We start from the raw sequence: 20,950 nt of genomic DNA on the forward strand, positions 1-20,950 counted from the left end.
CCCAGCACGGCGGGGGACCCGCGTCCAAGAGCCGCCGCGGACGCCAGCGCGCCCGGGACCGCGCCCACCAGCCGCGCGGACACCAACGCGCCGGGGACCGCGCCCACCAGCCGCGCGGACGCCAGCGCGCCGGCCGGGCAAGGGCGCGGCCCGGGGCGGCTAGGAGTTTCGGGCGGCCCCGGCGGCCTGGACGAACGCGCGGATCAGCGACGTCTCGCCCGCGCTGCGCCACACGGGCGCGAAACGCATGACCGGTCCGTCCTTCAGGGGCACGAAGGTGATGTCGGTGCGCTGTCGGGAGCCGGCCGCGAAGGCCCCGATGGGTGAGACGACGACGCCGGTGCCGATCGCCGTGAACGCCTCTTCGAGGGTCGCGATGGCGGCGCCGCGCCGGATCGGCCGACCGGCCGGGGTCACCGACGGGGTGTGCGCCTCCCAGACGTAGTCCGGGATGGGACCCTCCGGATACGCCACCGGGTGGTCGCCGAGGTCTTCCATCTCGACCTGGTCGCGACCGGCCAACGGATGATCTGCGGCGACCGCCAGCACCAGGGGCTCGGCGTAGAGCTCCGGCCCCACGGTGAGGTCGGGCTCGCGGTTGGGCAGCCAGAGCAGCGCGATGTCGACCCGGCCGGCGCGCAGCGGGCTGAACGGGTCGGTCGGCACGATCTCCCGGATCCGCAGCTCGCACTGCGGATGCCGCTGCCGGAACAGGTCGACGACGGCGGCGATCTCCTGGTGGTGGGGGCCGAGGATGCCGATGGTGAGGGTGCCGGTGTGGCCGCGCGCGGCGGCAGCGGCCTCGTCGATGCCCGCCATGATCGCGCCGTAGCCCGCGTCGAGCCGCTCGCGGAGCTGTTCGCCGAGCGGGGTGAGCCGCACGCTGCGGCTGGTCCGCTCGAACAGGGCACCGCCGATCCGGCGCTCCTGCTGCTTGATCGATTGGCTGACCCGGGCCTGGGACACCCGCAGGCGTTCGGCCGTACGCCCGAAATGAAGCTCTTCGGCCAGTGCCAGGAAGATCTCGATGTCACGCAGCTCCACCCGGCAGTCCCTCTCGCTAGCTCGGCGCAGGCCGGCAGTCTACGGCGGTCGACGGCGACGACCCACCGGAACGATAATCGGTGGCTTATCCGGCGGTTCGATCCTTTGCGTTGTTCCGCGCGGACGGCCACGCGATCGTGGTCTCCATGAGCGAACCCTTGATCGACATCGTGCCGGTGTCGGGTCACCTCGGGGCCGCACGGTGGCAGGCGGTGGCGCCCCGCGGCGCCGTGGCCGGAGTGGCCAGCCTCCGGCCGATCATCCCAGTGGGGCCGAGCACACCAGAGCTGACGGTGTACGTAGACCCGGCCTGGCGCCGCCGCGGTATCGGCTCACGGCTCCTGGCCGCCGTCCGCGCGCAGGTGGCCGAGCCGCGGCTCGTCGCCGACGTGGTCCCGGGCTCGCCGGGGGAGGCGTTCTGCCAGCGGCACGGCTTCCGGCACGCCCGATCGAGGCGTCATCACCTGCTCACCTACTGCGATGTCCACCGGGCCTGGCTGGGTGAGCTGGTCGACGCGGAGCATGCCGGCTATCGCCTGACCCATTGGACCGGCGACCTTCCCGACGCGCCCCGGGTCGAAGAACTGCTCCGCAGCCCGAGCCGGCCCGGCAACGCCCTGCTGACCGCCGTGGACGCGGACGGCGACCTGGCCGCCTACGCCGTCGCGGTCGTCGGCGTGCTCCCGGAGACCCGGGCCCAGCAGTGGGGGCCGGCCGTGCTTTCCGGGCATCGCGGCCGGCGGCTGGGCCGCTGGGTGAACGCCGCCCTGATCCAGCGACTGAGCGAGGTGCACCCGCACGTCACCGGAATCGAGACGGCCACGGCCGAGGGCGATCGCCACCTCCAGGATCTCGGCTTCCGTCTCGTCCGCCGCACTCATCTCTACGTTTCAAGATCGACTTAAGATAATCAAGGCATGTGCGTTGACTCCTTAAAAAAGTCAAGGTAGAAATGAATGGCAACGATGTAGCGAGGTCAAGGGGGCAGAGGGTGGACTGGCAGGAACTGACAGACCTGACCCGCGGACAGCCGTTCGTCGTCGAGCGGGTCCGCCTCGAAGGCAGCGGTGTCGCGATCGAGGGGCAGTTCGAGCCGCCGCAGCTCGCCGCGCTCAGCATCGACGACCAGGTGTTCGTGGCCGCGTTCGTGCGGTCGCACGGCTCCATCAAGGAGATGGAGCGGATCTTCGGGGTGAGCTACCCGACGATCAAGTCGCGGCTCAACCGGATCGCGGAGCACCTCGACTTCGTCGAGACCGACCCGCCGCCGCCCGGCACCGATGTCGTCGACCGCCTGCGGCGCGGCGAGATCACCGCACAGGAGGCGTTGGCCGAGTTGGAGAAGTCCCGGTGATCCCGCAGTTGGTGACCGTCCGCCATCGCCGTGCAAACGGCCGCTGGCTCCGGTTCTACGTGCCCGTCCTGCCGGTGCTGCTGGTGTTGTCACCACTGCTGCTGCTGGCCGTGATCGGCGGGCTGGTCGCGTGCCACATCTTCAAGGTGAGCGCCGTGGGCGCGGTGCGCGGCCTCGGGCGGCTGCTGTGGGCGTTGCCCGGCAGCCGGTTCGAGATCGAAGAGGGCCGGATGGCCTTCCAGGTAAGCGTTCGATGAGTCAACAACGGGGAGGAGCACCATGAACGAGCACCGCCGCCAGATCCTGGAGATGCTGGCCGAGGGCAAGGTCACCGCGGAGGAGGCCGAGCGGCTGATCGACGCCCTCGCACGAGAACAGCCCGGATCGCCGCCCGGAGCCGCGTCCGGCACGAAGTCCCGACCCAAATACCTGCGCGTCGTGGTCAACGCGGAAGACGACGGCGCCGGCGGTGGGCCCAGCCGGATAAACATCCGCGTCCCGCTCCAACTCCTGCGAGCCGGGGTCCGGCTCACCAGCCTCATCCCTCCGCAGGCGCTCACCCAGGTCAACGCCCAATTGGCGAAGTCTGGGGTGCCGATCGACCTCACCCAGCTCAAGCCGCAACACATCGAAGACCTCGTCGAGCATCTCGACGACATCATCGTCGACATCGACGACCCCGAATCGAAGATCAAGGTCTTCTGCGAGTGACGCGCCGAACTCCCGCCCGGACCACGGGGCCGGGCGGGAGTTCAGCGCGCGCGCCCCCACCACACCACAAGCACGGAGGTTGGTATCACCATGCTCAAAAACTTCGGACGATTCATCGTTCACAATCCATGGAAGGTCATCGCGGTATGGCTCGTCCTGCTCGTCGGCTCATTCTTCGCACCAAGCCTGGCTGACCAGGTCAGCACCGACCAGGCGAGCTTCTTACCCTCGAGCTACGAATCGGTCCAGGCGCAACAAGTCAGCGAGCGCGCCTTCGGCCAGGGTGCCGGAGCGAGCGCGACCATCGTCGTCAAGCGCACCAACGGCCAACCCCTCGGCACCGCCGACACCGAACGGGTCGGCGCCCTCGCGCAGACGCTCGCCGGCGCCGGCATCGACCGGGTCGCCGGGGCGGTGACCGGGCCGCAGGCCGTCTCCCCGAACAGACAGGTCCAACTGGTCAACATCGCCCTGACCGGCGCGCCCGCCGATCCGGTCCTCGGCGACTCCGTCAAGAGCATCCGCGATAAAACGGCGGCGGCACTGGACGGCTCCGGGCTGTCGTACGCCGTGACCGGCGATGTTGCCTTTCTGGTCGACAACCAGGGCGCCTTCGACACCGCGCTGGTGGTCGTCAGCATCGTGACCCTGGTGCTGGTCGTCGGGCTGCTGCTGCTCATCTACCGCAGCCCGGTCGCCGCCCTGCTGCCGGTCGTGGTCGTCGGCGTCGTGTCGGCCGTGTCGAGCGCGGCCATCGCGCTGGTCGTCAAGGCGTTCGGCATGCAGGTCGACCAGTCGCTGACGACCATCCTCACGGTGGTGCTCTACGGCGTCGGCACCGACTACATCGTCTTCCTGCTGTTCCGCTACCGCGAACGGCTCCGCGCCGGCGACGCGTCGAAGCCCGGACTCGCCGCGGCCGTCAACCGGGTCGGTGAGGTCATCGCCTCGGCCGCGGCGGCGATCGTCATCGCGTTCGGTGCCCTCCTGCTCGCGGTCTTCGGCGGCTTCCGCAGCCTCGGCCCGGGCCTCGCCATCGGCGTCGTCATCATGGCGATCGCCGCGGTCACGCTGGTGCCCGCGATCGTCTCGCTCATCGGCACCAAGGTGTTCTGGCCGTCGAAGTCATGGCAGCGCACCCCGAAGGGCAGCGTGTTCCAGCGCCTCGGCCGGCTCACCGGTCGCCGGCCGGCGCTGGTCGCCGTGGCCGCCGGTGGCGTGCTGGTGGTGCTCGCGCTGGGTGTCTTCAGCCTCAAGGTCGACTACGACCAGGTCGGGCAACTGCCGGCGGGCACCGAGTCGGCACGCGCCGTCGAAGACCTGAAGGCCGGGTTCCCGGCCGGTGCGCTCAACCCGACCACCGTGTATGTGCGGTCCGACAACGGCCAGCGTCTCGACCCGGCGACGCTCGGCGGCTTCGCGCAGTCGTTGGCCCGGGTGCCCGGTGTCGGCGAGTTGATGCCGGGACCTGACGGCAACCCGGCAACCATCAGCTCCGACGGTACGGTCGCGCAGATCAACCTGTTGCTGGCGACCAGCCCGTACTCGAAGACGGCCCTGGATCTGGCCGGTGACGACCTGCGGCAGGCGGCCCACGCCCAGGCGCCACCCGCGACGACCGTGCTTGTCGGTGGGATCAGTTCCACGTTCGCCGACATCCGCGCCGCGAACAACCGTGACCTCTGGGTGATCTTCCCGGTGGCGGGCGTACTCATCGCGGTGATCCTGGCTCTGCTCCTGCGCAGCCTCGTCGCCCCGCTCTACCTCATGCTCGCGGTCGGGCTCGGCTTCGTCGCGACCCTCGGCGCGACGGTCTTCGCCTTCCAGGGCGTCGGCAACCGGGCCGGGCTCTCCTTCTCCCTGCCGATCATCCTGTATCTGTTCGTCGTCGCGATCGGCACCGACTACAACATCCTGATGATCGCCCGGCTGCGGGAGGAGGCGCGGGCCGGCCACGATCCGCGCACCGCGGCCCGCCTCGCGATCGCACACGGCGGCCCGTCGGTGGCCGCGGCCGGCCTGATCCTCGCCGGCACGTTCACCTCGATGCTGTTCGCCGGGGTGTCGTTCCTGACCGAGATGGGCTTCGCGGTCTCGGTGGGCATCGTGCTGTCGGCGTTCGTCATGTCGCTGTTCTTCGTGCCGGCCGTGACCGCGTTGCTGGGACACAAGGCCTGGTGGCCCGGGCACGGCGACGCCACGACGGCGAAGCCCATGCCGGCCACGACCGAGGAACGGGCGCTGGAAACCGTCTGACCGATCGGGGAGCAAGCGGTGGGCGGAGATGGCTCCGCCCACCGCTAGGCGACGTCGGGCCGGGTCATCAGTGGCGACCGCACGTGCAGCACCAGATTGGGGCCGGTCAGCGGCACGGTGTTCCACGTCGCCACCGCGGTCCCAGCGGAAGCGTCGACCACCAGCCGAACCCGGTGTGGGGTGGTGACGACGTAAAGCTCGGCGACGAACGTGTCGTCCTGCCAGCCGCCGGTCGCGACGATGGGGCGACCGAGCGGCGAACTCTCCCGCCATTCCGCGTGGCCGACCTCGACGTCGAAGAGCGATCCGAATCGCACGAGCCACCCACCATCTATCGGATCGACGATCACCGTGGTGCCGTCGGGCAGCGCCGAAGCCTCGGCGGAGGCGTCGAGTCGCGCCTTGGCGGAACGCCCCGGGTCGGCCGAACCCGGCACCGGCGCGAACGACAGCCGCCGCAGCCGGTCGGCGAGGATCTCGTCGTCGGCGGTGCTGTCCGGCTGGTCGATGCCGGGCAGCAGGCACTCCCAGATCGCGTCGACCGTTTCCTGTCGTTGCCCGTCGCCACCGGTGATGGCTACGACCAGATCGTGCGCCGGGATGACCAGGCATCGCTGGCCGAAGGCGCCGTCGCCGTGGTAGCCGTGCCGCGACATCCAGAACTGGTAGCCGTAGCCGCGAAGGTAGTCGCTGTCGCCCGACCCGTCCTCTTCTGGCTGGGTCTCGATGTGCCGGCGGGTCGCGAGCTCCACCCATTCGCGCGGCACGAGCTGCCGGTCGCCCCACCGGCCGCCGTTCAGGAGCAGCTGACCGAAGGCGGCGATGACTTCGGTCCGCAGGTGCAGCCCGTGGAACCCGAACGCGGCGCCGCTCGCGACCCGGTCCCATTCGGCGTGGTCGACGCCCATCGGCGTGAAGAGGCGCTCGTCGAGCAGCTCGGGGAGGCCGCGGCCGGTGACCCGCTCCACCATTCGGGCCAGGACGAAGGTGGTCGCGTTGTCATAGGCGTGCCGCGTTCCCTCGGGCTCGGGAAACGGCACCCGCAGGAAGCCCTTGACCAGGTCGCCGGGTTCGAGTCGCCAGGCCTCCTCGAGGCTGTCGGTGTCGTGCCCCGACGTCATGGAGAGCAGGTGGTGCACCGTGATTCGACGACCCTGCTCCGAGATGTCGGCCGGCACGTGGTCGGGCAACACGTCCACCACGCGGTCGTCCAGCGCGAGCAACCCGTCGGCGATCGTGAGCCCGGCGGCGATCGAGGTGAACGACTTGGTCAGCGAATAGAGCAGATGCGGGCGGTCGGCCGAGTAGGGTGCCCACCAGCCCTCGGCGATGACGTGACCATGGCGGGCGACCATGATGGAGTGACACTCCGACCAGGCTTCGAGCCGGTCGACGAGAGCCCCGATCGCACGGGACGAGACACCCGACGGGCCCGGTGTCGAACGCGGCAGCAGGCGCATCCGCGCACCCTACAATCAGCCGCCGTTGGCGGAGAAGTGCATAAAGTCCTTGAGCGACTGGTAGTCGCCGCCCCACTTCCAGCCGATCGAGTGGAACGCCCGCACGACCGGGCCACCCGGCTTCACGATCCCGGGCCACGTCGAGGTGCGGTCGAGGTAGGCGGTGGCCAGCTCGGGCAACACCGTCTTGCCCTTGTGGTAGGGGTTCTGGAACGGGTTGATGTCGACCGCGAGCCCATACGCGTGCTGCGACCACGAGGTCTGGCCCCGGACCGGCCGGCAGGCGAACGCCTCGGTGGTGTTGCCGTCGCCGGTCGGTGGGCCGTTGAGCTCAGCGGCGCTGGAGATCCGCATCCGCTCGATCGGGAAGTTGGCGGCGAAGAGCTGGCGGAACACGGAGATGAGGCCGGTGGCCGCCTTCTTGTTGACGAGGAGTTCGCCGGTGTGGGCGTGCCTGTCGAAGCCGCGGAAGCTGACCGTGACATAGCGCAGGTCGGTCGAGGGCACCGGGCAGTCCTCGGTCCAGCTCGACCGGGCCAGCACGCTGGCCGGGACCGGCTTGGACGTCGCGTGGAAGCGGCCGTCGGCCGGCGGTGGCAGGTCGTCGACGGTGATGATCGATCGGTCGCGCAGCTCGGGTGGGGTGGCCCGGGCCGCGATCACGCCGTTCGGCCCGGGCTTGAGCACCCGGGTCCCGAGCCATGCGGGTGCGGCCGTGGCGCTGTTGACCGTCGGCTGGTGCGTCGCCAACGAGGCCGACGGCACCGGAGCGGGCGACGCCGACGCCGACGGCGCCGGAGCGGGAGACGCTGACGGTGTGACGAATACGGCCGCGCTTCCTCGACCCGCCGGCACACCGGAACAGGCGGCCAGCGCGTAGCCGAAACAGGCGACCAGGATCAGCAGGGCCAACGCCCGGGCGCCGCGCGGCATCCTCAAAACCATTCACCTCCGCCGAATGCACACCGATATTAGGCAGGGGTTCAGCCCGGGCCGGCGCGCGGCGGGACGACGGGAGGCCGCCGAAGCGGACGGGACGTCGATTACCGGCACAAGAAAAGGTGCGCTAAGGGACTAGCGCACCTTCACGATGGTCCTGGTCACAGCCGGTGGGGGCGGCTAACTCTCGCGGAGCATCAGCAGGGTGTCGGGGTGGACCCCGTCGTGCTTCATCGCCGCCGCCGCTTCGTCACTCTGCATGAACTTCTGGAACGCGGCCAGGTCGGGAATCTCGGCGATCAGCGCGACGCGGTTGGAGCCCGACGGGTCGGAGAACGTGCGGATGGCGATACCCATCCGCCCGAAGACCTCGTCGCGCTTGGGCGAAGCCTTCCACGCCTCGACGTCGTCGACCTCGTGCGTGATCAGGTAAGTGGCCACTTTTATCCCCTTTCGGACAACTCGGGGGAGCGTACCGCGTTTGTCATGCTTTCGCGGATAGGTGGTTGGGGTGCCCCACGGCGGGTATGGCGATCCTTTAGCCATCTGTCGGGGGAGATCGGCCATGCGCACTGATGCGGCGCCCACCGCCGTCTACGTCCAGAGCAATGAGCGTGACGGCAACCAGCTTCTGGTCTTCCGGACGAGTCCGAACGGCGCGCTGTCGGGACCGGGCCCCGTCGCGACCGGCGGGGCGGGCGACGGCCTCGCGCATCTGGCGTCGCAGGGCTCCGTGACGATGACCGGCGACGGCCAGGGCGTGCTGGTCACCAACGCGGGCAGCGGCGACGTCTCACTGTTCGCGGTCGACGGCGAAGGACCAATCGCGATGGGTACGACCTCGGTCGGCGCAGCACCGAAGAGCGTGGCCGAGCACGACGGGCTGGTCTACGTGCTCAACACCGGTGACCCGTCGGTGTGCGGCTTCCGGACGACGGTCACCGGCCTGGAGCCGCTGAGCGGGTCGACCCGCCCGCTGGAGGCGGGCTCCGACCCGGCCCAGGTCGGCTTCAGCCCCGACGGCTCCGCGCTGATGATCACCGAGCGGGTGGCGAACGCGATCGTCAGCTACCCGGTGGGCTCCGACGGCCAACTCGGCGACCCGCACACCCGCTCCTCGTCGGGCCAGACGCCCTATGGTTTCGCGTTCACCGACGACGGCACGCTGCTGGTCGTCGAGGCGTTCGAAGCGGCGAAGGGCAAGGCCGCGACCTCGTCGTACGCGACCCGGGGCGTCGACGTGACGCCGGTGTCGACGTCGGTCCGCAACGGACGCAGCGAGATCTGCTGGGCCGTCGTCTCCGACGACAACCGCTACCTCTACACGACCAACTTCGCCGACAGTGGCATCTCCCGCTACACGATCGGCGACGACGGCAGCCTCACCCTCGACGACCCGGCCGCCGGCGTCGGCATCGAGGGCCACACGGGCCTGCGCGACGAGGACCTCACCCCCGATGGGCGCTTCCTCTACGCACTCGACGCCGACTCCCGCCAGATCTTCGGCTGGTCCGTCGGCGCCGCGGGCTCCCTGTCGGCGATCGGCTCCTGGGGCGGCCTTCCGACGACGGTTGCCGGCCTCGCGGCGGCCTAAGAGCCCGAAGTGGACGGTTCGGCGGGGAAAGGCTCACGCAAGGTGAATGCCTCCGGTGACGGGCCCGTGCGGCGCAGCAGGTCGAGGCGGTCGGCGGCCTCGGCGATGGTCGGCAGGTCGCCGGCCGGGATCCACCACAGCACCAGGTAGGCCTCGTCGGCCGGCACGAACCAGTCGCGGCGGCGGCGCATCGGCTCCAGGTGGGCGGTGCGGTAGACGAAGCCGCGCAGCGAGTCGACCGACTGCCACACCGTCAGGTTGACGATCACGTCCGGCTCGAAGGGACGCAGCGCGGTGGCGTCGCCGGACTCGTCCTGGAGCCGCCAGACGTAGCCAGGGGAGCGCTCGGCCAAACCGTTGATCTCGGGGAGCAGCGCGACGAAGTCGGCGAGTTCGGGGCTGTCGATCGGGGCGCGCAGGCGGGCGATGTTCAGCTGCGCGAGGTGATGCTCGGCCATGCGCCGAGCGTACCGTCTATGTCAACGCTTTTTGTTTTTAGAACCGATGGCGACGCAGCAGCCGGTCGGGCCCGGGTCGAGGCGCACGTCTCGTTCGCCGGCCAGGCCTTCGACCAGGGCCAGGTTGAGACCGCAGACCAAGGGTGGGTGGGCCTGCGCGAGCGCGTCGAACGGGCAGTTGCGCAACCGGATGGTCCGATCAGGATCCTCGAACGGCTCGTAGCCCAGCTCCTGGAGGCGGGCGACCGGGTCGCCGCCGGCGAGCTTGGCGCCCCGCTCGCGGGCCGCCGCGTAGGCCGCCGGCTCCACACCGGACCGTTCGACCGCGCTCGCCAGCACCTCGGCCAGTAGCCGGTAGTCGCGCGGCGGCAGGGTCACCGCGTGCTCGGCCGACGACCGGCGGTAGAGCTTGGCCGGGCGGCCCGCACCGGGTCCACCGGTGCGCGCCGCGAAAGCCGTCTCCAACAGCCCCGCCTCGGCGAGCTTGTCGAGATGGAAGGCCGCCAGGGTGCGCCCGATGGCCACCGCCTCGGCCACCTCGTTGCGGCTCACCGGCTCCGGCTGCGCGACGACATAGTCGTAGACCGCCCGGCGGGCGGGCTCCCGCAGCGCCCCGATGGCCTCCAGCGACATGCTGTCGACGCTACCGCTTTCAGAACCGGCCGCCCCCGCCGCGCCGGCCGCCGCCGCCGAAGCCGCCGCCACCGGACCGGCGACCCCGGCTCGCGCTGCCGCCGAAACCGCCGCCCCAACCGGCGCCGCCCCCAAAGCCACCGCCGCCACCCCAGCCGCCGCCCCAGCGGGAACGGCGCGAGCGACCCCCGCCGGCGAGGATGCCGCCGAGCAGGGCGCCGATCATCATGTCCCCGCCGCCTCCGCCATACCGGGGCTGTCCCCAATAGCCGGGCTGCCAGTTGTCGACCTCGGCGTAGGAGGCCTGGCTGGCCGTGCTGGCCAGCCGGCTGGCCTCCTGGACCGCCGCGAGCGCGGCCATCGGGTCGTCGGCGGCCAGCGCCTCGGCGCGGGCGAGTTGCCGGTGTGCTTCGGCCAGCATCGTGCGCGGCTGCATGCCCACCGCGGCCCGGCGGGTGGTCAGGTACTGGTCGGCCGCGGCGACCTCCGCGCGGGCGACCGGCAGGGCCTGGGTGAGCTGCGCTCGTGCCCTGGCGACCCGCTCGGACTGTTCGCGTGACGTGGCCAACGCCCGGTCGAGCTGCGCGTCGGCCTCCTGCAACCGGCGCAGGTCGCCCGACGGACCCGTCTGCGCGCCCAGGCCCGCCCGGACGGCGGCCGCCGCGGTGGTGCCCGCCTCGGCCGCGGCGGCCAGGGCGCCGTCCGGGTCCTGGGGCGCGGCGCGCGCGGCGGCGACCTCCGCGTCGATCTCGGCCAGCAGCGCGTCGGCGGCGGTCCGGGCGGCGGCGAGGTCGGTGCCGGCCCGGTCGACGCCGTCCAGCAGCGTCTCGGCCTGCCGGAGTGCTTCCTCGGCGGCCCGGATGGCCAGGGCCGCCTCGGGTCGCTTGCCGGCGGCGGCGGCCGCGTCGGCACGGGCCAGCGCGGTGGTCGCGAAGCCGAGCCGTTCCCGGGCCTGCGTCGGGTTGCCGGCCACGGTCGCGATCGCCGGCCCGGTGTAGCGGCGGCCCAGGTCGGCCACGGCGGCCTCCGCGGCGGGCTGGCGGGCCTGGAGCGCCGTCGCGCGCTGGCCGAGGGCGGCCGACAGCTCCGGCACCTTCGCCTCGATCTCGCGGAGCCGGTCGAAGCCGTCGGACTCCGCGTCGAGACGCTGGTCGGCCGCCTCGCAGCGCCGGATGATCTCGCCGAGGGTGGCCCGGGTCGCCGGCTCGTCGCCGGCCTGCTCGTCGAGCGTCATCCGCAGGCGGAAGGCCTCCGCCACCTCGGCGCGCGCGTTGTCCAGCGCGGCGGTGAACGGGGCGGTGGCCTCGGTGCCGTATTGGCCCTGTGCGATCGCCAGTTCCTGCTCGCTGGAGCGCAACTCGTTGTCGAGTTCGATCAGCAGGGTGTTGGCCCGGTCCTGCAACTGGGCGGTCGACGGGCCCGTGGCCGCGGTCGTCGCCGCAGGCCCGCGCCGGCGCCGGCTCCGGAGCAGTGCGAACGCGACGATGCCGAGGACCACGACGGCGGCCGCCGCCACCAGCACACCGACCAGGGCGCCGCCGCTGACGCCACCGCCGGAGTCCGGGTCGGGCTGGCCGGGCTGGATCGCGGGCGCCGGCACCGGTTGACCGGCCAGCGCGGCCGCGTAGCCGTTGGAAGCGCCGACGACCGCGCCGGCCCAGTCGTTCTGGGCCAGTGGCGGCTCGATCGCGATCGCCGCGACGTTGGCGAGTTGGGCGTCGGTGAGCGGGAAGTTCCGGGGAAAGGAGTAGGCGAACTCCCGGTCATGGGTGGCCACCGCCAACAGCCCGTCGCGATCGCCGAGCCCGCTGCGCGCGGCCGTGTCTTCGGTCCACTGCTGCGCGTTGGTGCCGCTGAAGGTGTGCACGAAGACCACGAAGAGCTGGAGCCCGGTGCCGGCCCGCAGCCGCTGCAACGCGGCGTTGGCCTCGCCCGCCCGCGCCCCGAGCACATCGGAGCGATCGGTGAGCTGCTGGTTGAGGCGGAACGGATTGTCGGCGTGGGCTGGCCCGGGTGCGGCGAGCAGCACCGTCAGGACGGCCACGACCAGCGTGACCAGGGCAGCGGCAGCCCGCCGCGGGCGTTGCGTCGGCACCAGGCCAGGCTAATCCCTGGATCGGCTGCCAGCGGTGATGCGTAAACTCCCGTCGTGGCGGACGACGAGAGCGTGGATGTCGCGTGGAAGCGGGTCGAGGCCGGTCTGGGGCTGGTGCTGCCGGCGTCGCGGGAGCACCTCTCGCCCCCGGCCGACGCGGCGGCGATCGATGCGGTGGAGGCCGCGTTGGGTGTGTCGCTGCCGCCGGACTTCCGGCGCAGCTTGACGATCCACAATGGAACAGGGTGGGGCACTCCCAGCCCGGTGCCGTTGGACTATCTCTATGACACCGACGGGCTCGTCGAGACGACGCGGATGTGGCGCGACAACTACGCCGCCGACCCGATCTTCGACGATCCTCGGGTCTGGGCACACCAGATCGACCGCGGCAATCTGGGCCTGAGTGGCCCGGTGCGGCCGATCGTCGGTGCGACCGCCGCGGTGGTGGTCGGCGACATGAACGGCGACGTCTGGTGGTTCCTCGACCTCGATCCGCCACCGGGCGGGACGCCCGGCCAAGTGGTGCGGGTCGACGTCGAATGCGCGTCGTGGGCCGTGCTCGCGCCGTCCTGGACGCGCCTGCTGGGTCGCTACGCCGACGACCTCGAACGGTTCGCGACCGATCCGGCCGGCTCGACCCTGATGATCGAAGACGGTCTCGGACCGGCCTGCGAATGGGGCAGCGTGCCGACGGACGCCTGGCGCACCCGACCGGCCTGGCTCCGCGACGTGCCGGCGCTGGATCCACACGGCTGAGGGAGCCGCCGGAGTAGCGTTGGGCCCGGTGGATCAGGAACAACGCATGATCAGGACGCCCGACCACCGGCTGCGGGTGTTCGTGTCGTCGACCCTGGTCGAGCTGGCCGCCGAGCGCGGCGCGGCCCGCTCGGCGATCGAGCAGTTGCTGCTGGCCCCGGTGATGTTCGAGTCCGGCGCGCGGCCACATCCGGCGCAGGCGGTCTACCGCTCCTACCTGGCCCGCTCGGATGTCTTCGTGGGCATCTACGCCGACAGCTACGGATGGGTCGGTCCGGGAATGACCGTCTCCGGCCTCGAAGACGAGTTCGAGCGGGCGGCGAGCCTGCCGCGGCTGCTCTACGTCACGTCACCGGCGCCCGACCGCGACCCGGCCCTGCGCCGGATGCTGGAGCGGATCAAGGCGGATGGCCAGTCGTCCTACAAGTATTTCAGCGGGGCGGCCGAGCTCCGCGCGCTGATCCTGACCGACCTGGCGACGCTGCTCGCGGAACGGTTCGACGAGCCGCGCCGGGAGCGCGCCGCCGTGCCCACCGAACCGGCCACCGCCCTCGTCGGACGCGAGGCCGAGCTGGCCCGGATCGTCGGCGAGTTGGAGTCGGACCACCGGCTGGTGGTGCTGACGGGCACCGGCGGCATCGGCAAGACGCGGTTGGCCCTGGCCGCGATGGAGCGCACCGCCGGCCGCTGGCCCGACGGCGTCGCGTTCGTCGACCTCTCGTCGACCACAGACGGCCGGCTGGTGCCCGATGCGATCGCGTCCGCGCTCGGCGTGGTCGGGCAGGGCAACGAGCGGCCGGTGGACGCGCTGCGCCGCGCGCTGTCCGGCCGGCGGATGCTGCTCGTCCTCGACAACCTCGAGCAGGTGCTGGACGCGGCACCGGTGGTGGCCGACCTCGTACGCCAGGCACCGCGGTTGCAGATCCTGGCCACGAGTCGGGTGGCGCTGCGGTTGCGCGGGGAGCGGGAAATCCGGGTCGACGCGCTGGAGGTGCCGCCGGCGCTGCGGCTGCTGGTCGACCGCATCCGCGACGTCCAGGGCGGGTTCGAGCTGACCGACCAGAACACGCCGGCACTGGCCGAACTGTGCCGCCGGCTCGGTGGCCTGCCGCTCGCACTGGAACTGGCGGCGGCCTGGCTGCGCCTGCTGACCCCCGACCAGCTCCTCGCGGATCTCGACGCGCGTCTGGATCAGCCTGGCGCGTTGGCCGACCTGCCCGATCGGCAGCAGACCCTGACCCGCACGATCTCGTGGAGCTACGACCTGCTGCCGCCCGCGGCGCGCGAGCTGCTGGCGCGGCTGTCGGTGTTCGTCGCGCCATTCACGGTCGACGACGCGGTTGCGGTCTGCGGAACCGAATCCGTCGACGTGGTCCAGGAGTTGTCGCGCCTGCTGGACGCCAGCATGGTCGGCCCGGGGGAGCGGCCCGACGGTCAGCGCGGGTTCCAGCTCCTCGACCCGATCCGCCGCTTCGCCGCCGCCCGGCTCGACGACCCGCAGGCCGTGCTCGGCCGCCTCCACCGGCATGTGCTCGCGGTGCTGGCGGCCGCCGACACCAGGCTCGGCTCGCAGGAACTGGTGCTGCGGCGGCTCGACAGCGAGCAACCCAACCTCCAGGCCGTGCTCGACTGGGTCGGCCAGGCGGGCCAGCCGTCGGGACCGCTCCTGCGCGCCCTCGGCGACGTCTGGGTGTGGCTGCTGGCCCGCGGGCACCTGCGGCAACCCTCAGAACTGTGGCGCCGGATCCAAGCCCTGCCAGAAAGCCTTCTGCGTACGGACAGCGACCGGTTGGCCCTCCACTGGCTGGCGGCCAGCCGGCTGCTCAACGACGGCGCCTTCGACGAGGCCGGCGCGCTGCTCGACGAGGTGCTGCCCACCGCGCGCCGGATCGAGCCGCCGGTGCGGCTGGCGCTGCTGGTCTCGGCCCGCGCGATCGTCGCGCCGTCCGGCCCGCACGGCGGGGCCAGGGCGACCTTCGAGGAGGCGCTCGCGGTGGCGCGCGCGGCCGACGACCCGCTGGTGTCCGGCTACGTGCTCTCCCACTACGGCCTGCTGCTGAGCGTCGAAGGCGAGGCCGACCGGGCGCGGGACCACCACGACGAGGCCCTGGCGATCGCCGACGCGCTCAACGACGAGAACCTGCGCGCCGAGGCACACTACGACCTGGCCGTCGACGCCATGCTGCTCGGCGACCGCGCCGCGGCGCGCTCCCACCTGGCGAAGGCGGTCGCCGGCTATCGCGGTATCGACCACCTCGACGGCCTGACCCGGTGCCTCGCCCAACTGGGCGCGCTGGCGCTCGACAGTGGAGACAGCCACCTCGCCGCCCGCCTCGTCGGCGCGACCGCGGCTGCCCGCGAAACCATCGGCCTGGCGCCGTGGCCCTCGGCGGCCGACCTGGAGCGCCGCACCACCGAACGGCTCGGTGCGCTGCTGGCCGCCGACCTCGACGCGGGTCGCGGCCTCACCATCGACGACGCGCTAGCCGCGGCGCAGCACCTCGGCGGCGCCTGACATCGCGCGCATCTTGCCGACCGCCGACTCCCAGGGGATGTATTTCATCCCGCAGTCGGTGGCGATCACGACCTTCTCCGGCGCGACGTGGGGCAGCGCCCGGCGGACCCGGTCGACGACCGTGTCGACCGACTCGACCGCGTGGTCGGACAGGTCGATCACGCCCAGCATGATGGTCTTGCCGGTCAGGTGTTTCAGCACCGACGTGTCGAGATTGGACTGGGCCGTTTCGATCGAGACCTGGTCGCAGCTACAGTCGGCGAGTTCCGGCAGGAACGAATAGCCCGACGGACGCTCGTGGATGATCGCGGCGTAGCCGAAACAGAGGTGCACCGCCGTGGTGCCGGTCGCGCCGGCCAGGGCGCGGTTGATGGCCTTCACGCCGTAGGCCCGGGCGGGTTCGGGTCGGGCCTGAAGGTAGGGCTCGTCGAGCTGGACGATGTCGGCCCCGGCCGCGAACAGGTCGTGCACCTCGGCGTTGACGGCGTCGGCGTAGGCATAGGCGAGGTCTTCCGGGTTTCCGTAGTGGTCGTCCTGCGCCTGCTGCGACATCGTGAACGGGCCGGGCACGGTGATCTTGATAGTGCCCTTGGTGTGTTCGCGCAGGAAGCGCAGGTCGGCCACCTGCACGGGCCGCGGCCGGCTGACGTCACCGACCACGCGGGGCACCGGATTCGGATGACCGCTGCGGTCGAGCGCCTCGCCGGGATTGTCGAGGTCGAGCCCGATCAGAGCGGTCGCGAAGTGGTTGGAGTAGCTCTCCCGCCTGATCTCGCCGTCGGTCAGGATGTCGAGGCCGGCGTCTTCCTGCGCCCGGATCGCGAGCAGCGTCGCGTCATCCTGCGCGCGGGCGAGGTGCTCCGGCGCGGGCCGCCACAGTTCCTTGGCCCGCACCCGCGGCGGGAACCGGCCGGCGAGCTTGGCGCGGTCGATCAGCCACTCGGGCTGGGGAAAGCTGCCCACGAGCGTAGTCGGGAACAACATGGCATCGTCCTCCAGTTCGGCGGAGACCATGATGCGCGCATTTTCCGCCCGGCACCACGTCAGCGGGCCAGGCGGGCCCGCAGGAAGTCGACGATCGCCGCCTTCGCGGCCTTGGCCTGGGTGGGCACCATGCCCGGCATGCTGAGGAACGCGTGGCCCGCGCCGGGGTGCTCGGTGAGGGAGACGGTCGTGCCGGCGTCGCGCAGCCGCCCGGCGTAGGTGCGGCCGTGGTCGGCCACCGGGTCGAGGGTCGGCACGACCACCAGCGCCGGGGGCAGGCCGCTCAGGTCGTCGGCGTAGAGCGGGGAGACCGCGCGCGGGTCGGTGCCCTCGGGAGCGGCCAGCCGTTGGAACAGCTTCATCTGCGTCACGGTGAGCGTCGGGCTGTCGCCGTGCTCGGCCATCGACGGATAGTCCAGCGCCGTCGAGGTCAGGTCGACGCACGGGTTGACCAGCACCTGGGCCCGCAGGGCCAGGCCGGCGTCGCGGGCCCGGATGGCGGCCAGCGCGGTCACGATCGAGCCGGCGCTCTCGCCGAAGACGGCGACCCGGGCCGGATCGATGCCCCACCGTGCCGGGTCCCGCACGACCTGGCCCAGCACGTCCCAGCCGTCGTCGATCGCCGCCGACAGTGGGAGGCCCGGTGCCACCAGGCGGTGCTCGACCGAGACCACCACGGCCGGTAGGCGGCCGGCGAGGTGGCTGTTGATCCAGTCGCTCTGCGCCGCCGTGCCGACGAAGCCGCCGCCGTGCACGTGCAGCACCAGCGGCAGGGCGGCCGAACCGGCGCGGGCCGGCGACGGACGGTAGACCCGGACCCGGAGCGTCCGGTCGGGCAGCGCCACCTCCTGCCAGGCGATCGTGGTGCCGCGGTTGGGGAACCCCGTGACGATCCGCATCAACGGGGACGAGCGCCGGCGGTTCTCCGCGTCGCGGAAGGCGGTCAGCGCCTCGGGCGGCATCGTCAGCCAGTCGGGCTCCTTGCGCAGGGCGGACAGCAGCCGGATGCCCAGCGGTGGCTGCTGCCGCGTACCCGTGGAAATGGTCATGGCTCCTCCTCGGTCGACATTTCGCTACTGGAAGTATCGATACCGAAGGTAGCACAATTGGTTATCGTGTGACCATGGCTCGAGCAACCGCACCCGCCCGGCCGCCCGGCCGGCCCCGCTCCAGCGTCGACGCCACCGTCTTCGCGGCCACGCTGCGCACGGTCGACGAGCTGGGCTACACGCATGCCACCGTCGATCGGATCGCCGCCGCGGCCGGGGTCGCGAAGACCACGCTCTATCGCCGCTGGCCGTCGAAGGGCGCGCTGATCGCCGCGTGCCTGCTGGACGCGTTCGGGCCGGTGCCGGTCGAGGGCGCCAGCCGGCAGGAGATCCTGTCGTCGGCGGTGCGCTGGGGGGCCGCGAAGGTCGCCGAGCCCGGGGTCGGCGCCGCCTTCGCGGGCGTGTTCACCGACGCCATCAACGATCCCGCCCTACGCGAGATCCTGTCGACGCAGTTCCAGGACCCTTACCGGGTCGCGCTCCAGGAGGCGCTCGGCGAGCCGGAGCAGCGGGTGCTGTTCTTCATCGACGTCATCGTAGGCACCCTGCTGCACCGGATGGGCATGACCGGCGCGCCGATGGCCGAATCCGACGTCGACGCGCTGGTCGAGATGGTGCTCCGAATGCTCTAGCGCGCCTTGGAGAACTTCTCGTATTCCTCGACGACCTCTTCCGTCGGGCCGTCGCCGCGGATCACACCGGACTCGAGCCAGATCGTGCGCTCGCAGGTCTCCCGGATCGTGCTGATCTGGTGGCTGACGAGGAAGACCGTGCCGGCCTCCTCGCGCATCTGCTTGACCCGATCCTCGCTGCGCTTGCGGAACTTGGCGTCACCGGTCGCCAGCGCCTCGTCGATGAGCAGCACCTCGTGGCTCTTGGCGGACGCGATGGCGAAGCGCAGCCGGGCACCCATGCCGGAGGAGTAGGTGCGCATCGGCAGCGAGGCGAAGTCGCCGCGCTCGTTGATGCCGGAATAGTCGATGATGCCGGGCACCAGCCGGCGAGCCTCCGCGCGGCTCATCCCCATGGCGAGGCAGCCGAGGAGGGCGTTGCGCTCGCCCGACAGGTCGTTGAACAGGGCCGCGTTGACGCCCAGCAGCGACGGCTGGCCGGAGGTGTAGACCGCGCCGCTGTGCGGCGGCAGCAGGCCGGCGATCGCCCGCAGCATGGTCGACTTGCCGGAACCGTTGCTGCCGATGAGGCCGACCGCCTCGCCCTCGTACGCCACGAAGCTGACGCCCTTGACCGCGTGCACTTCGCGGATCATCGGCGAGCGGGTGCCGGTGAGGATCCGGCGCAGGCCGGCGACCGGGCTGGCCGCGGCGCCGCCCGAGCCGTGCACCCGGTAGACGATGTGCACGTTGTCGACCACGACGGTCGGGTGCCGGTCGGTCGGCGCGGTCTGGGTGCGCCCGTTCAGTTCTGCCTCAGCCACGGCCGTACTCCTGCTCTCCGCGCCAAAAGTAGATGTAGCCGCCGATCCCGATCACCACGGTCCAACCGATGGCGTACGCCCAGAGCTGCCCCACCGGCGAGGCGAGCGGGACGTCTTCCATCAGGGCGTGCCGGGCCAGCTCGATGTAGACCAGCAGGGGATTGGCCTCGATGATGTTCGACGCCAGCGGCGACAGGTGGTCCTCGAAGTTCGCGACGCTGTAGAGCACGCCCGAGCCATACATCCAGGTGCGCATGACGAACGGCATGACCTGCTTGAGGTCGGTGAGCTTGGCGCCCAGCCGGGCCATCGCCAGGGCCAGGCCGGCGTTGAACACCGACTGGAGCAGCAGCGTCGGGATGAGCAGCAGCCACTCGATCGTGATCGGCTCGCCACTGACCAGCACGATGCCGATCAGCACGACCATCGCCGCGATGAGGCTCTGGAACTGGGTCAGCATCACCGAGATCGGCAGCACGGCGCGCGGGAAGTGCAGCGCCCGGATGAGGCCGAGGTTCGCGACGATCGACTGGGTGCCCTGCTGGACGACCGTCTGCGTGAAGGTGAAGACGAACAGGCCCGTGCACAGGTAGGCGATGAAGTTGTCGACCTGGCTGCGGGTGTTGAGCACCACGCCGAAGATCAGGTAGTAGACGCCCGCGTTGGCCAGCGGCGTGAGCACCTGCCAGAGCTGGCCCAGCCGAGCGGTGCTGAACGCGGCGACGAGCTTGGCGTTCGCGTACTCCGTGATGAAGTTTCGGTATTGCCAGAGTTGTCGGGTGTATACGCCCAGGCTGGGGCGGGATCCGGCGACTTTGAGCCCGTGACGGGCGGCCAACTGCCGCAGCTGCAGATCCGAGCCCGGCTCGGTGACTGCGGTATCGGCCATGCTGGTCACTCCACGTGGTCATGCGAAAACGGTCATGGACGTCGCGACTCGGGCGCAAGCCCCGTCGACATCAGCAGAGGCTAACCGCGCGTACGTCGCGACGCAACCGTACCGTCGCTGCGCTATATTGCCTCGATGACGATCGAGAATAGACGCTCCGTGGCGGGCGCCGCGGTGTTGCGGGGTGACATCACCACCGCCCTGCGGCGCGCCCTGCTCGAGGAGTTGGCGGCCAACGGTTACGGGCGACTCTCGATCGAAGCGGTGGCCCGGCGGGCCGGCGTGGCCAAGACCGCGGTCTACCGGCGCTGGAACGCCAAACTCGACATGGTGCTCGAGGTGGTGACCGAGGTCGCCGGCCGCAAGCTCTCGCTGCCCGACACCGGCAGCCTGCGCGGTGACCTGCGGCTCGTCCTCCAGATTCTGGCCGAGGCGCTGCGCCACCCGCTGGCCTCCCAGATCATCCCTGACCTGCTGGCCGAGACCGGCCGCGACCCCGACATCGCCGCCGCGCTCGACCGCGCGCGACGGACGGTCCAGGACGAGGTCGGCGTACGCCTGATCAACCGCGCGATCGAGCGCGGCGAACTGCCGGCCGACACCGACGCCGACCTCGCCGTCGACCTGGTCGTCGGTCCGCTCTACTGGCGGCTGGCGATCGCGCGGCTCCCGCTGACGCCCGACGATCTGTCCAAGCTGGCCGACGCCACCCTGGCAGCGCTGTCCGCGGAGACGTGATGGTCTTTCGCGCCGCGTAGCGCGACAGGTTAGGGTCGGT

Annotated in this window: 21 protein-coding genes; 10 read left to right on the forward strand and 11 right to left on the reverse strand. The window is 71.4% G+C overall.

Going from position 1 to position 20,950, the window contains the following annotated elements:
* Positions 1–159: 159 nt before the first annotated feature.
* Positions 160–1,044: a LysR family transcriptional regulator gene (locus tag DFJ67_RS27500; RefSeq protein WP_116070679.1), complete on the reverse strand. Its 885-nt coding sequence runs from the start codon at positions 1,042–1,044 to the stop codon at positions 160–162.
* A 146-nt stretch (positions 1,045–1,190) separates the two neighbouring features.
* On the opposite strand from DFJ67_RS27500, the gene DFJ67_RS27505 reads away from it, so the two are divergent.
* From DFJ67_RS27505 to DFJ67_RS27525, 5 genes are all read left to right on the forward strand, one after another.
* The gene (locus DFJ67_RS27505; protein WP_147315621.1) at positions 1,191–1,949 is read left to right on the forward strand and encodes a GNAT family N-acetyltransferase; all 759 of its coding nucleotides are present in this window, start codon (positions 1,191–1,193) and stop codon (positions 1,947–1,949) included.
* 86 nt (positions 1,950–2,035) lie between these two features.
* Complete coding sequence (locus DFJ67_RS27510) at positions 2,036–2,398, forward strand: DUF2089 domain-containing protein (protein ID WP_116070681.1); 363 nt, start codon at positions 2,036–2,038, stop codon at positions 2,396–2,398.
* Complete coding sequence (locus DFJ67_RS27515; protein WP_116070682.1) at positions 2,395–2,655, forward strand: hypothetical protein; 261 nt, start codon at positions 2,395–2,397, stop codon at positions 2,653–2,655. Before DFJ67_RS27510 ends, DFJ67_RS27515 begins: the two co-directional genes overlap by 4 nt.
* 22 nt (positions 2,656–2,677) lie before the next feature.
* Positions 2,678–3,109, forward strand: a complete 432-nt coding sequence (locus DFJ67_RS27520) for an SHOCT-like domain-containing protein (RefSeq protein WP_116070683.1) — start codon at positions 2,678–2,680, stop codon at positions 3,107–3,109.
* 90 nt (positions 3,110–3,199) lie between these two features.
* Positions 3,200–5,365 (forward strand): MMPL family transporter, encoded by a 2,166-nt coding sequence (locus DFJ67_RS27525; RefSeq protein WP_116070684.1) that lies wholly within the window; start codon positions 3,200–3,202, stop codon positions 5,363–5,365.
* A 44-nt stretch (positions 5,366–5,409) separates the two neighbouring features.
* Here the strand turns inward: DFJ67_RS27525 and DFJ67_RS27530 are convergent, their stop codons facing one another.
* The 3 genes from DFJ67_RS27530 to DFJ67_RS27540 all read right to left on the reverse strand — a co-directional run bounded on the left by DFJ67_RS27530 (position 5,410) and on the right by DFJ67_RS27540 (position 8,205).
* Positions 5,410–6,825, reverse strand: a complete 1,416-nt coding sequence (locus DFJ67_RS27530; protein WP_116070685.1) for a serine hydrolase domain-containing protein — start codon at positions 6,823–6,825, stop codon at positions 5,410–5,412.
* Between the two features lie 15 nt (positions 6,826–6,840).
* Positions 6,841–7,758: a M15 family metallopeptidase gene (locus tag DFJ67_RS27535; protein ID WP_116070686.1), complete on the reverse strand. Its 918-nt coding sequence runs from the start codon at positions 7,756–7,758 to the stop codon at positions 6,841–6,843.
* 186 nt (positions 7,759–7,944) lie between these two features.
* Positions 7,945–8,205: a hypothetical protein gene (locus DFJ67_RS27540; RefSeq protein WP_116070687.1), complete on the reverse strand. Its 261-nt coding sequence runs from the start codon at positions 8,203–8,205 to the stop codon at positions 7,945–7,947.
* Between the two features lie 124 nt (positions 8,206–8,329).
* On the opposite strand from DFJ67_RS27540, the gene DFJ67_RS27545 reads away from it, so the two are divergent.
* Entirely contained in the window at positions 8,330–9,358 is a 1,029-nt protein-coding gene (locus tag DFJ67_RS27545; RefSeq protein WP_116070688.1) for a lactonase family protein, read from the forward strand.
* On the opposite strand, the gene DFJ67_RS27550 is transcribed toward DFJ67_RS27545, so the two are convergent.
* From DFJ67_RS27550 to DFJ67_RS44420, 3 genes are read right to left on the reverse strand one after another with little or no spacing between them, the layout of a single operon-like run.
* On the reverse strand, positions 9,355–9,816 hold the full coding sequence (locus DFJ67_RS27550; RefSeq protein ID WP_116070689.1) for a DUF3291 domain-containing protein: 462 nt from the start codon (positions 9,814–9,816) through the stop codon (positions 9,355–9,357). The two genes, DFJ67_RS27545 and DFJ67_RS27550, sit on opposite strands and share 4 nt — an antisense overlap.
* 21 nt (positions 9,817–9,837) lie before the next feature.
* Complete coding sequence (locus tag DFJ67_RS27555; RefSeq protein WP_116076701.1) at positions 9,838–10,449, reverse strand: helix-turn-helix transcriptional regulator; 612 nt, start codon at positions 10,447–10,449, stop codon at positions 9,838–9,840.
* A 19-nt stretch (positions 10,450–10,468) separates the two neighbouring features.
* A complete protein-coding gene (locus DFJ67_RS44420) occupies positions 10,469–12,544 on the reverse strand; it encodes a TPM domain-containing protein (protein WP_275407666.1) in 2,076 nt (691 codons plus the stop codon).
* Positions 12,545–12,598: 54 nt separating this feature from the next.
* Between DFJ67_RS44420 and DFJ67_RS27565 the strand changes: the two genes are divergently transcribed.
* Both DFJ67_RS27565 and DFJ67_RS27570 read left to right on the forward strand, forming a co-directional pair.
* Positions 12,599–13,300 carry an SMI1/KNR4 family protein gene (locus tag DFJ67_RS27565; protein WP_116070690.1) on the forward strand — a complete coding sequence of 234 codons (702 nt, stop codon included), beginning with the start codon at positions 12,599–12,601 and terminating at the stop codon, positions 13,298–13,300.
* A gap of 46 nt (positions 13,301–13,346) precedes the next feature.
* A complete protein-coding gene (locus tag DFJ67_RS27570) occupies positions 13,347–15,815 on the forward strand; it encodes an ATP-binding protein (RefSeq protein WP_116070691.1) in 2,469 nt (822 codons plus the stop codon).
* Here the strand turns inward: DFJ67_RS27570 and DFJ67_RS27575 are convergent.
* Positions 15,783–16,799 (reverse strand): uroporphyrinogen decarboxylase family protein, encoded by a 1,017-nt coding sequence (locus DFJ67_RS27575; RefSeq protein WP_116076704.1) that lies wholly within the window; start codon positions 16,797–16,799, stop codon positions 15,783–15,785. The genes DFJ67_RS27570 and DFJ67_RS27575 overlap by 33 nt on opposite strands.
* A 59-nt stretch (positions 16,800–16,858) precedes the next feature.
* On the reverse strand, positions 16,859–17,848 hold the full coding sequence (locus DFJ67_RS27580; protein ID WP_116070692.1) for an alpha/beta hydrolase: 990 nt from the start codon (positions 17,846–17,848) through the stop codon (positions 16,859–16,861).
* 74 nt (positions 17,849–17,922) lie between these two features.
* Between DFJ67_RS27580 and DFJ67_RS27585 the strand changes: the two genes are divergently transcribed.
* Positions 17,923–18,480: a TetR/AcrR family transcriptional regulator gene (locus tag DFJ67_RS27585; RefSeq protein ID WP_116076706.1), complete on the forward strand. Its 558-nt coding sequence runs from the start codon at positions 17,923–17,925 to the stop codon at positions 18,478–18,480.
* Here the strand turns inward: DFJ67_RS27585 and DFJ67_RS27590 are convergent.
* Positions 18,477–19,283, reverse strand: coding sequence for an ABC transporter ATP-binding protein (locus DFJ67_RS27590; protein ID WP_116070693.1), 807 nt, complete (start codon positions 19,281–19,283; stop codon positions 18,477–18,479). The genes DFJ67_RS27585 and DFJ67_RS27590 overlap by 4 nt on opposite strands.
* Complete coding sequence (locus DFJ67_RS27595; protein ID WP_116070694.1) at positions 19,276–20,172, reverse strand: ABC transporter permease; 897 nt, start codon at positions 20,170–20,172, stop codon at positions 19,276–19,278. The genes DFJ67_RS27590 and DFJ67_RS27595 overlap by 8 nt, the downstream gene beginning before the upstream one ends.
* A gap of 135 nt (positions 20,173–20,307) precedes the next feature.
* Here DFJ67_RS27595 and DFJ67_RS27600 point away from each other — a divergent pair, with 135 nt between their 5' ends.
* Complete coding sequence (locus tag DFJ67_RS27600; protein WP_116070695.1) at positions 20,308–20,910, forward strand: TetR/AcrR family transcriptional regulator; 603 nt, start codon at positions 20,308–20,310, stop codon at positions 20,908–20,910.
* The last annotated feature ends 40 nt before the right edge of the window (positions 20,911–20,950 follow it).

It is taken from the genome of Asanoa ferruginea (assembly GCF_003387075.1).
Classification (GTDB): domain Bacteria; phylum Actinomycetota; class Actinomycetes; order Mycobacteriales; family Micromonosporaceae; genus Asanoa; species Asanoa ferruginea.

Bases quoted from the DNA above. Each gene is read 5' to 3' on its own strand.
- DFJ67_RS27555 (WP_116076701.1), bottom strand. From the start codon at position 10,449: ATGTCGCTGGAGGCCATCGGGGCGCTGCGGGAGCCCGCCCGCCGGGCG.
- DFJ67_RS27545 (WP_116070688.1), top strand. From the start codon at position 8,330: ATGCGCACTGATGCGGCGCCCACCGCCGTCTACGTCCAGAGCAATGAG.
- DFJ67_RS27580 (WP_116070692.1), bottom strand. From the start codon at position 17,848: ATGACCATTTCCACGGGTACGCGGCAGCAGCCACCGCTGGGCATCCGG.
- DFJ67_RS27535 (WP_116070686.1), bottom strand. From the start codon at position 7,758: ATGCCGCGCGGCGCCCGGGCGTTGGCCCTGCTGATCCTGGTCGCCTGT.
- DFJ67_RS27595 (WP_116070694.1), bottom strand. From the start codon at position 20,172: ATGGCCGATACCGCAGTCACCGAGCCGGGCTCGGATCTGCAGCTGCGG.
- DFJ67_RS27520 (WP_116070683.1), top strand. From the start codon at position 2,678: ATGAACGAGCACCGCCGCCAGATCCTGGAGATGCTGGCCGAGGGCAAG.
- DFJ67_RS27575 (WP_116076704.1), bottom strand. From the start codon at position 16,799: ATGTTGTTCCCGACTACGCTCGTGGGCAGCTTTCCCCAGCCCGAGTGG.
- DFJ67_RS27505 (WP_147315621.1), top strand. From the start codon at position 1,191: ATGAGCGAACCCTTGATCGACATCGTGCCGGTGTCGGGTCACCTCGGG.
- DFJ67_RS27530 (WP_116070685.1), bottom strand. From the start codon at position 6,825: ATGCGCCTGCTGCCGCGTTCGACACCGGGCCCGTCGGGTGTCTCGTCC.
- DFJ67_RS27570 (WP_116070691.1), top strand. From the start codon at position 13,347: ATGATCAGGACGCCCGACCACCGGCTGCGGGTGTTCGTGTCGTCGACC.
- DFJ67_RS27600 (WP_116070695.1), top strand. From the start codon at position 20,308: ATGACGATCGAGAATAGACGCTCCGTGGCGGGCGCCGCGGTGTTGCGG.
- DFJ67_RS27550 (WP_116070689.1), bottom strand. From the start codon at position 9,816: ATGGCCGAGCATCACCTCGCGCAGCTGAACATCGCCCGCCTGCGCGCC.
- DFJ67_RS27525 (WP_116070684.1), top strand. From the start codon at position 3,200: ATGCTCAAAAACTTCGGACGATTCATCGTTCACAATCCATGGAAGGTC.
- DFJ67_RS27585 (WP_116076706.1), top strand. From the start codon at position 17,923: ATGGCTCGAGCAACCGCACCCGCCCGGCCGCCCGGCCGGCCCCGCTCC.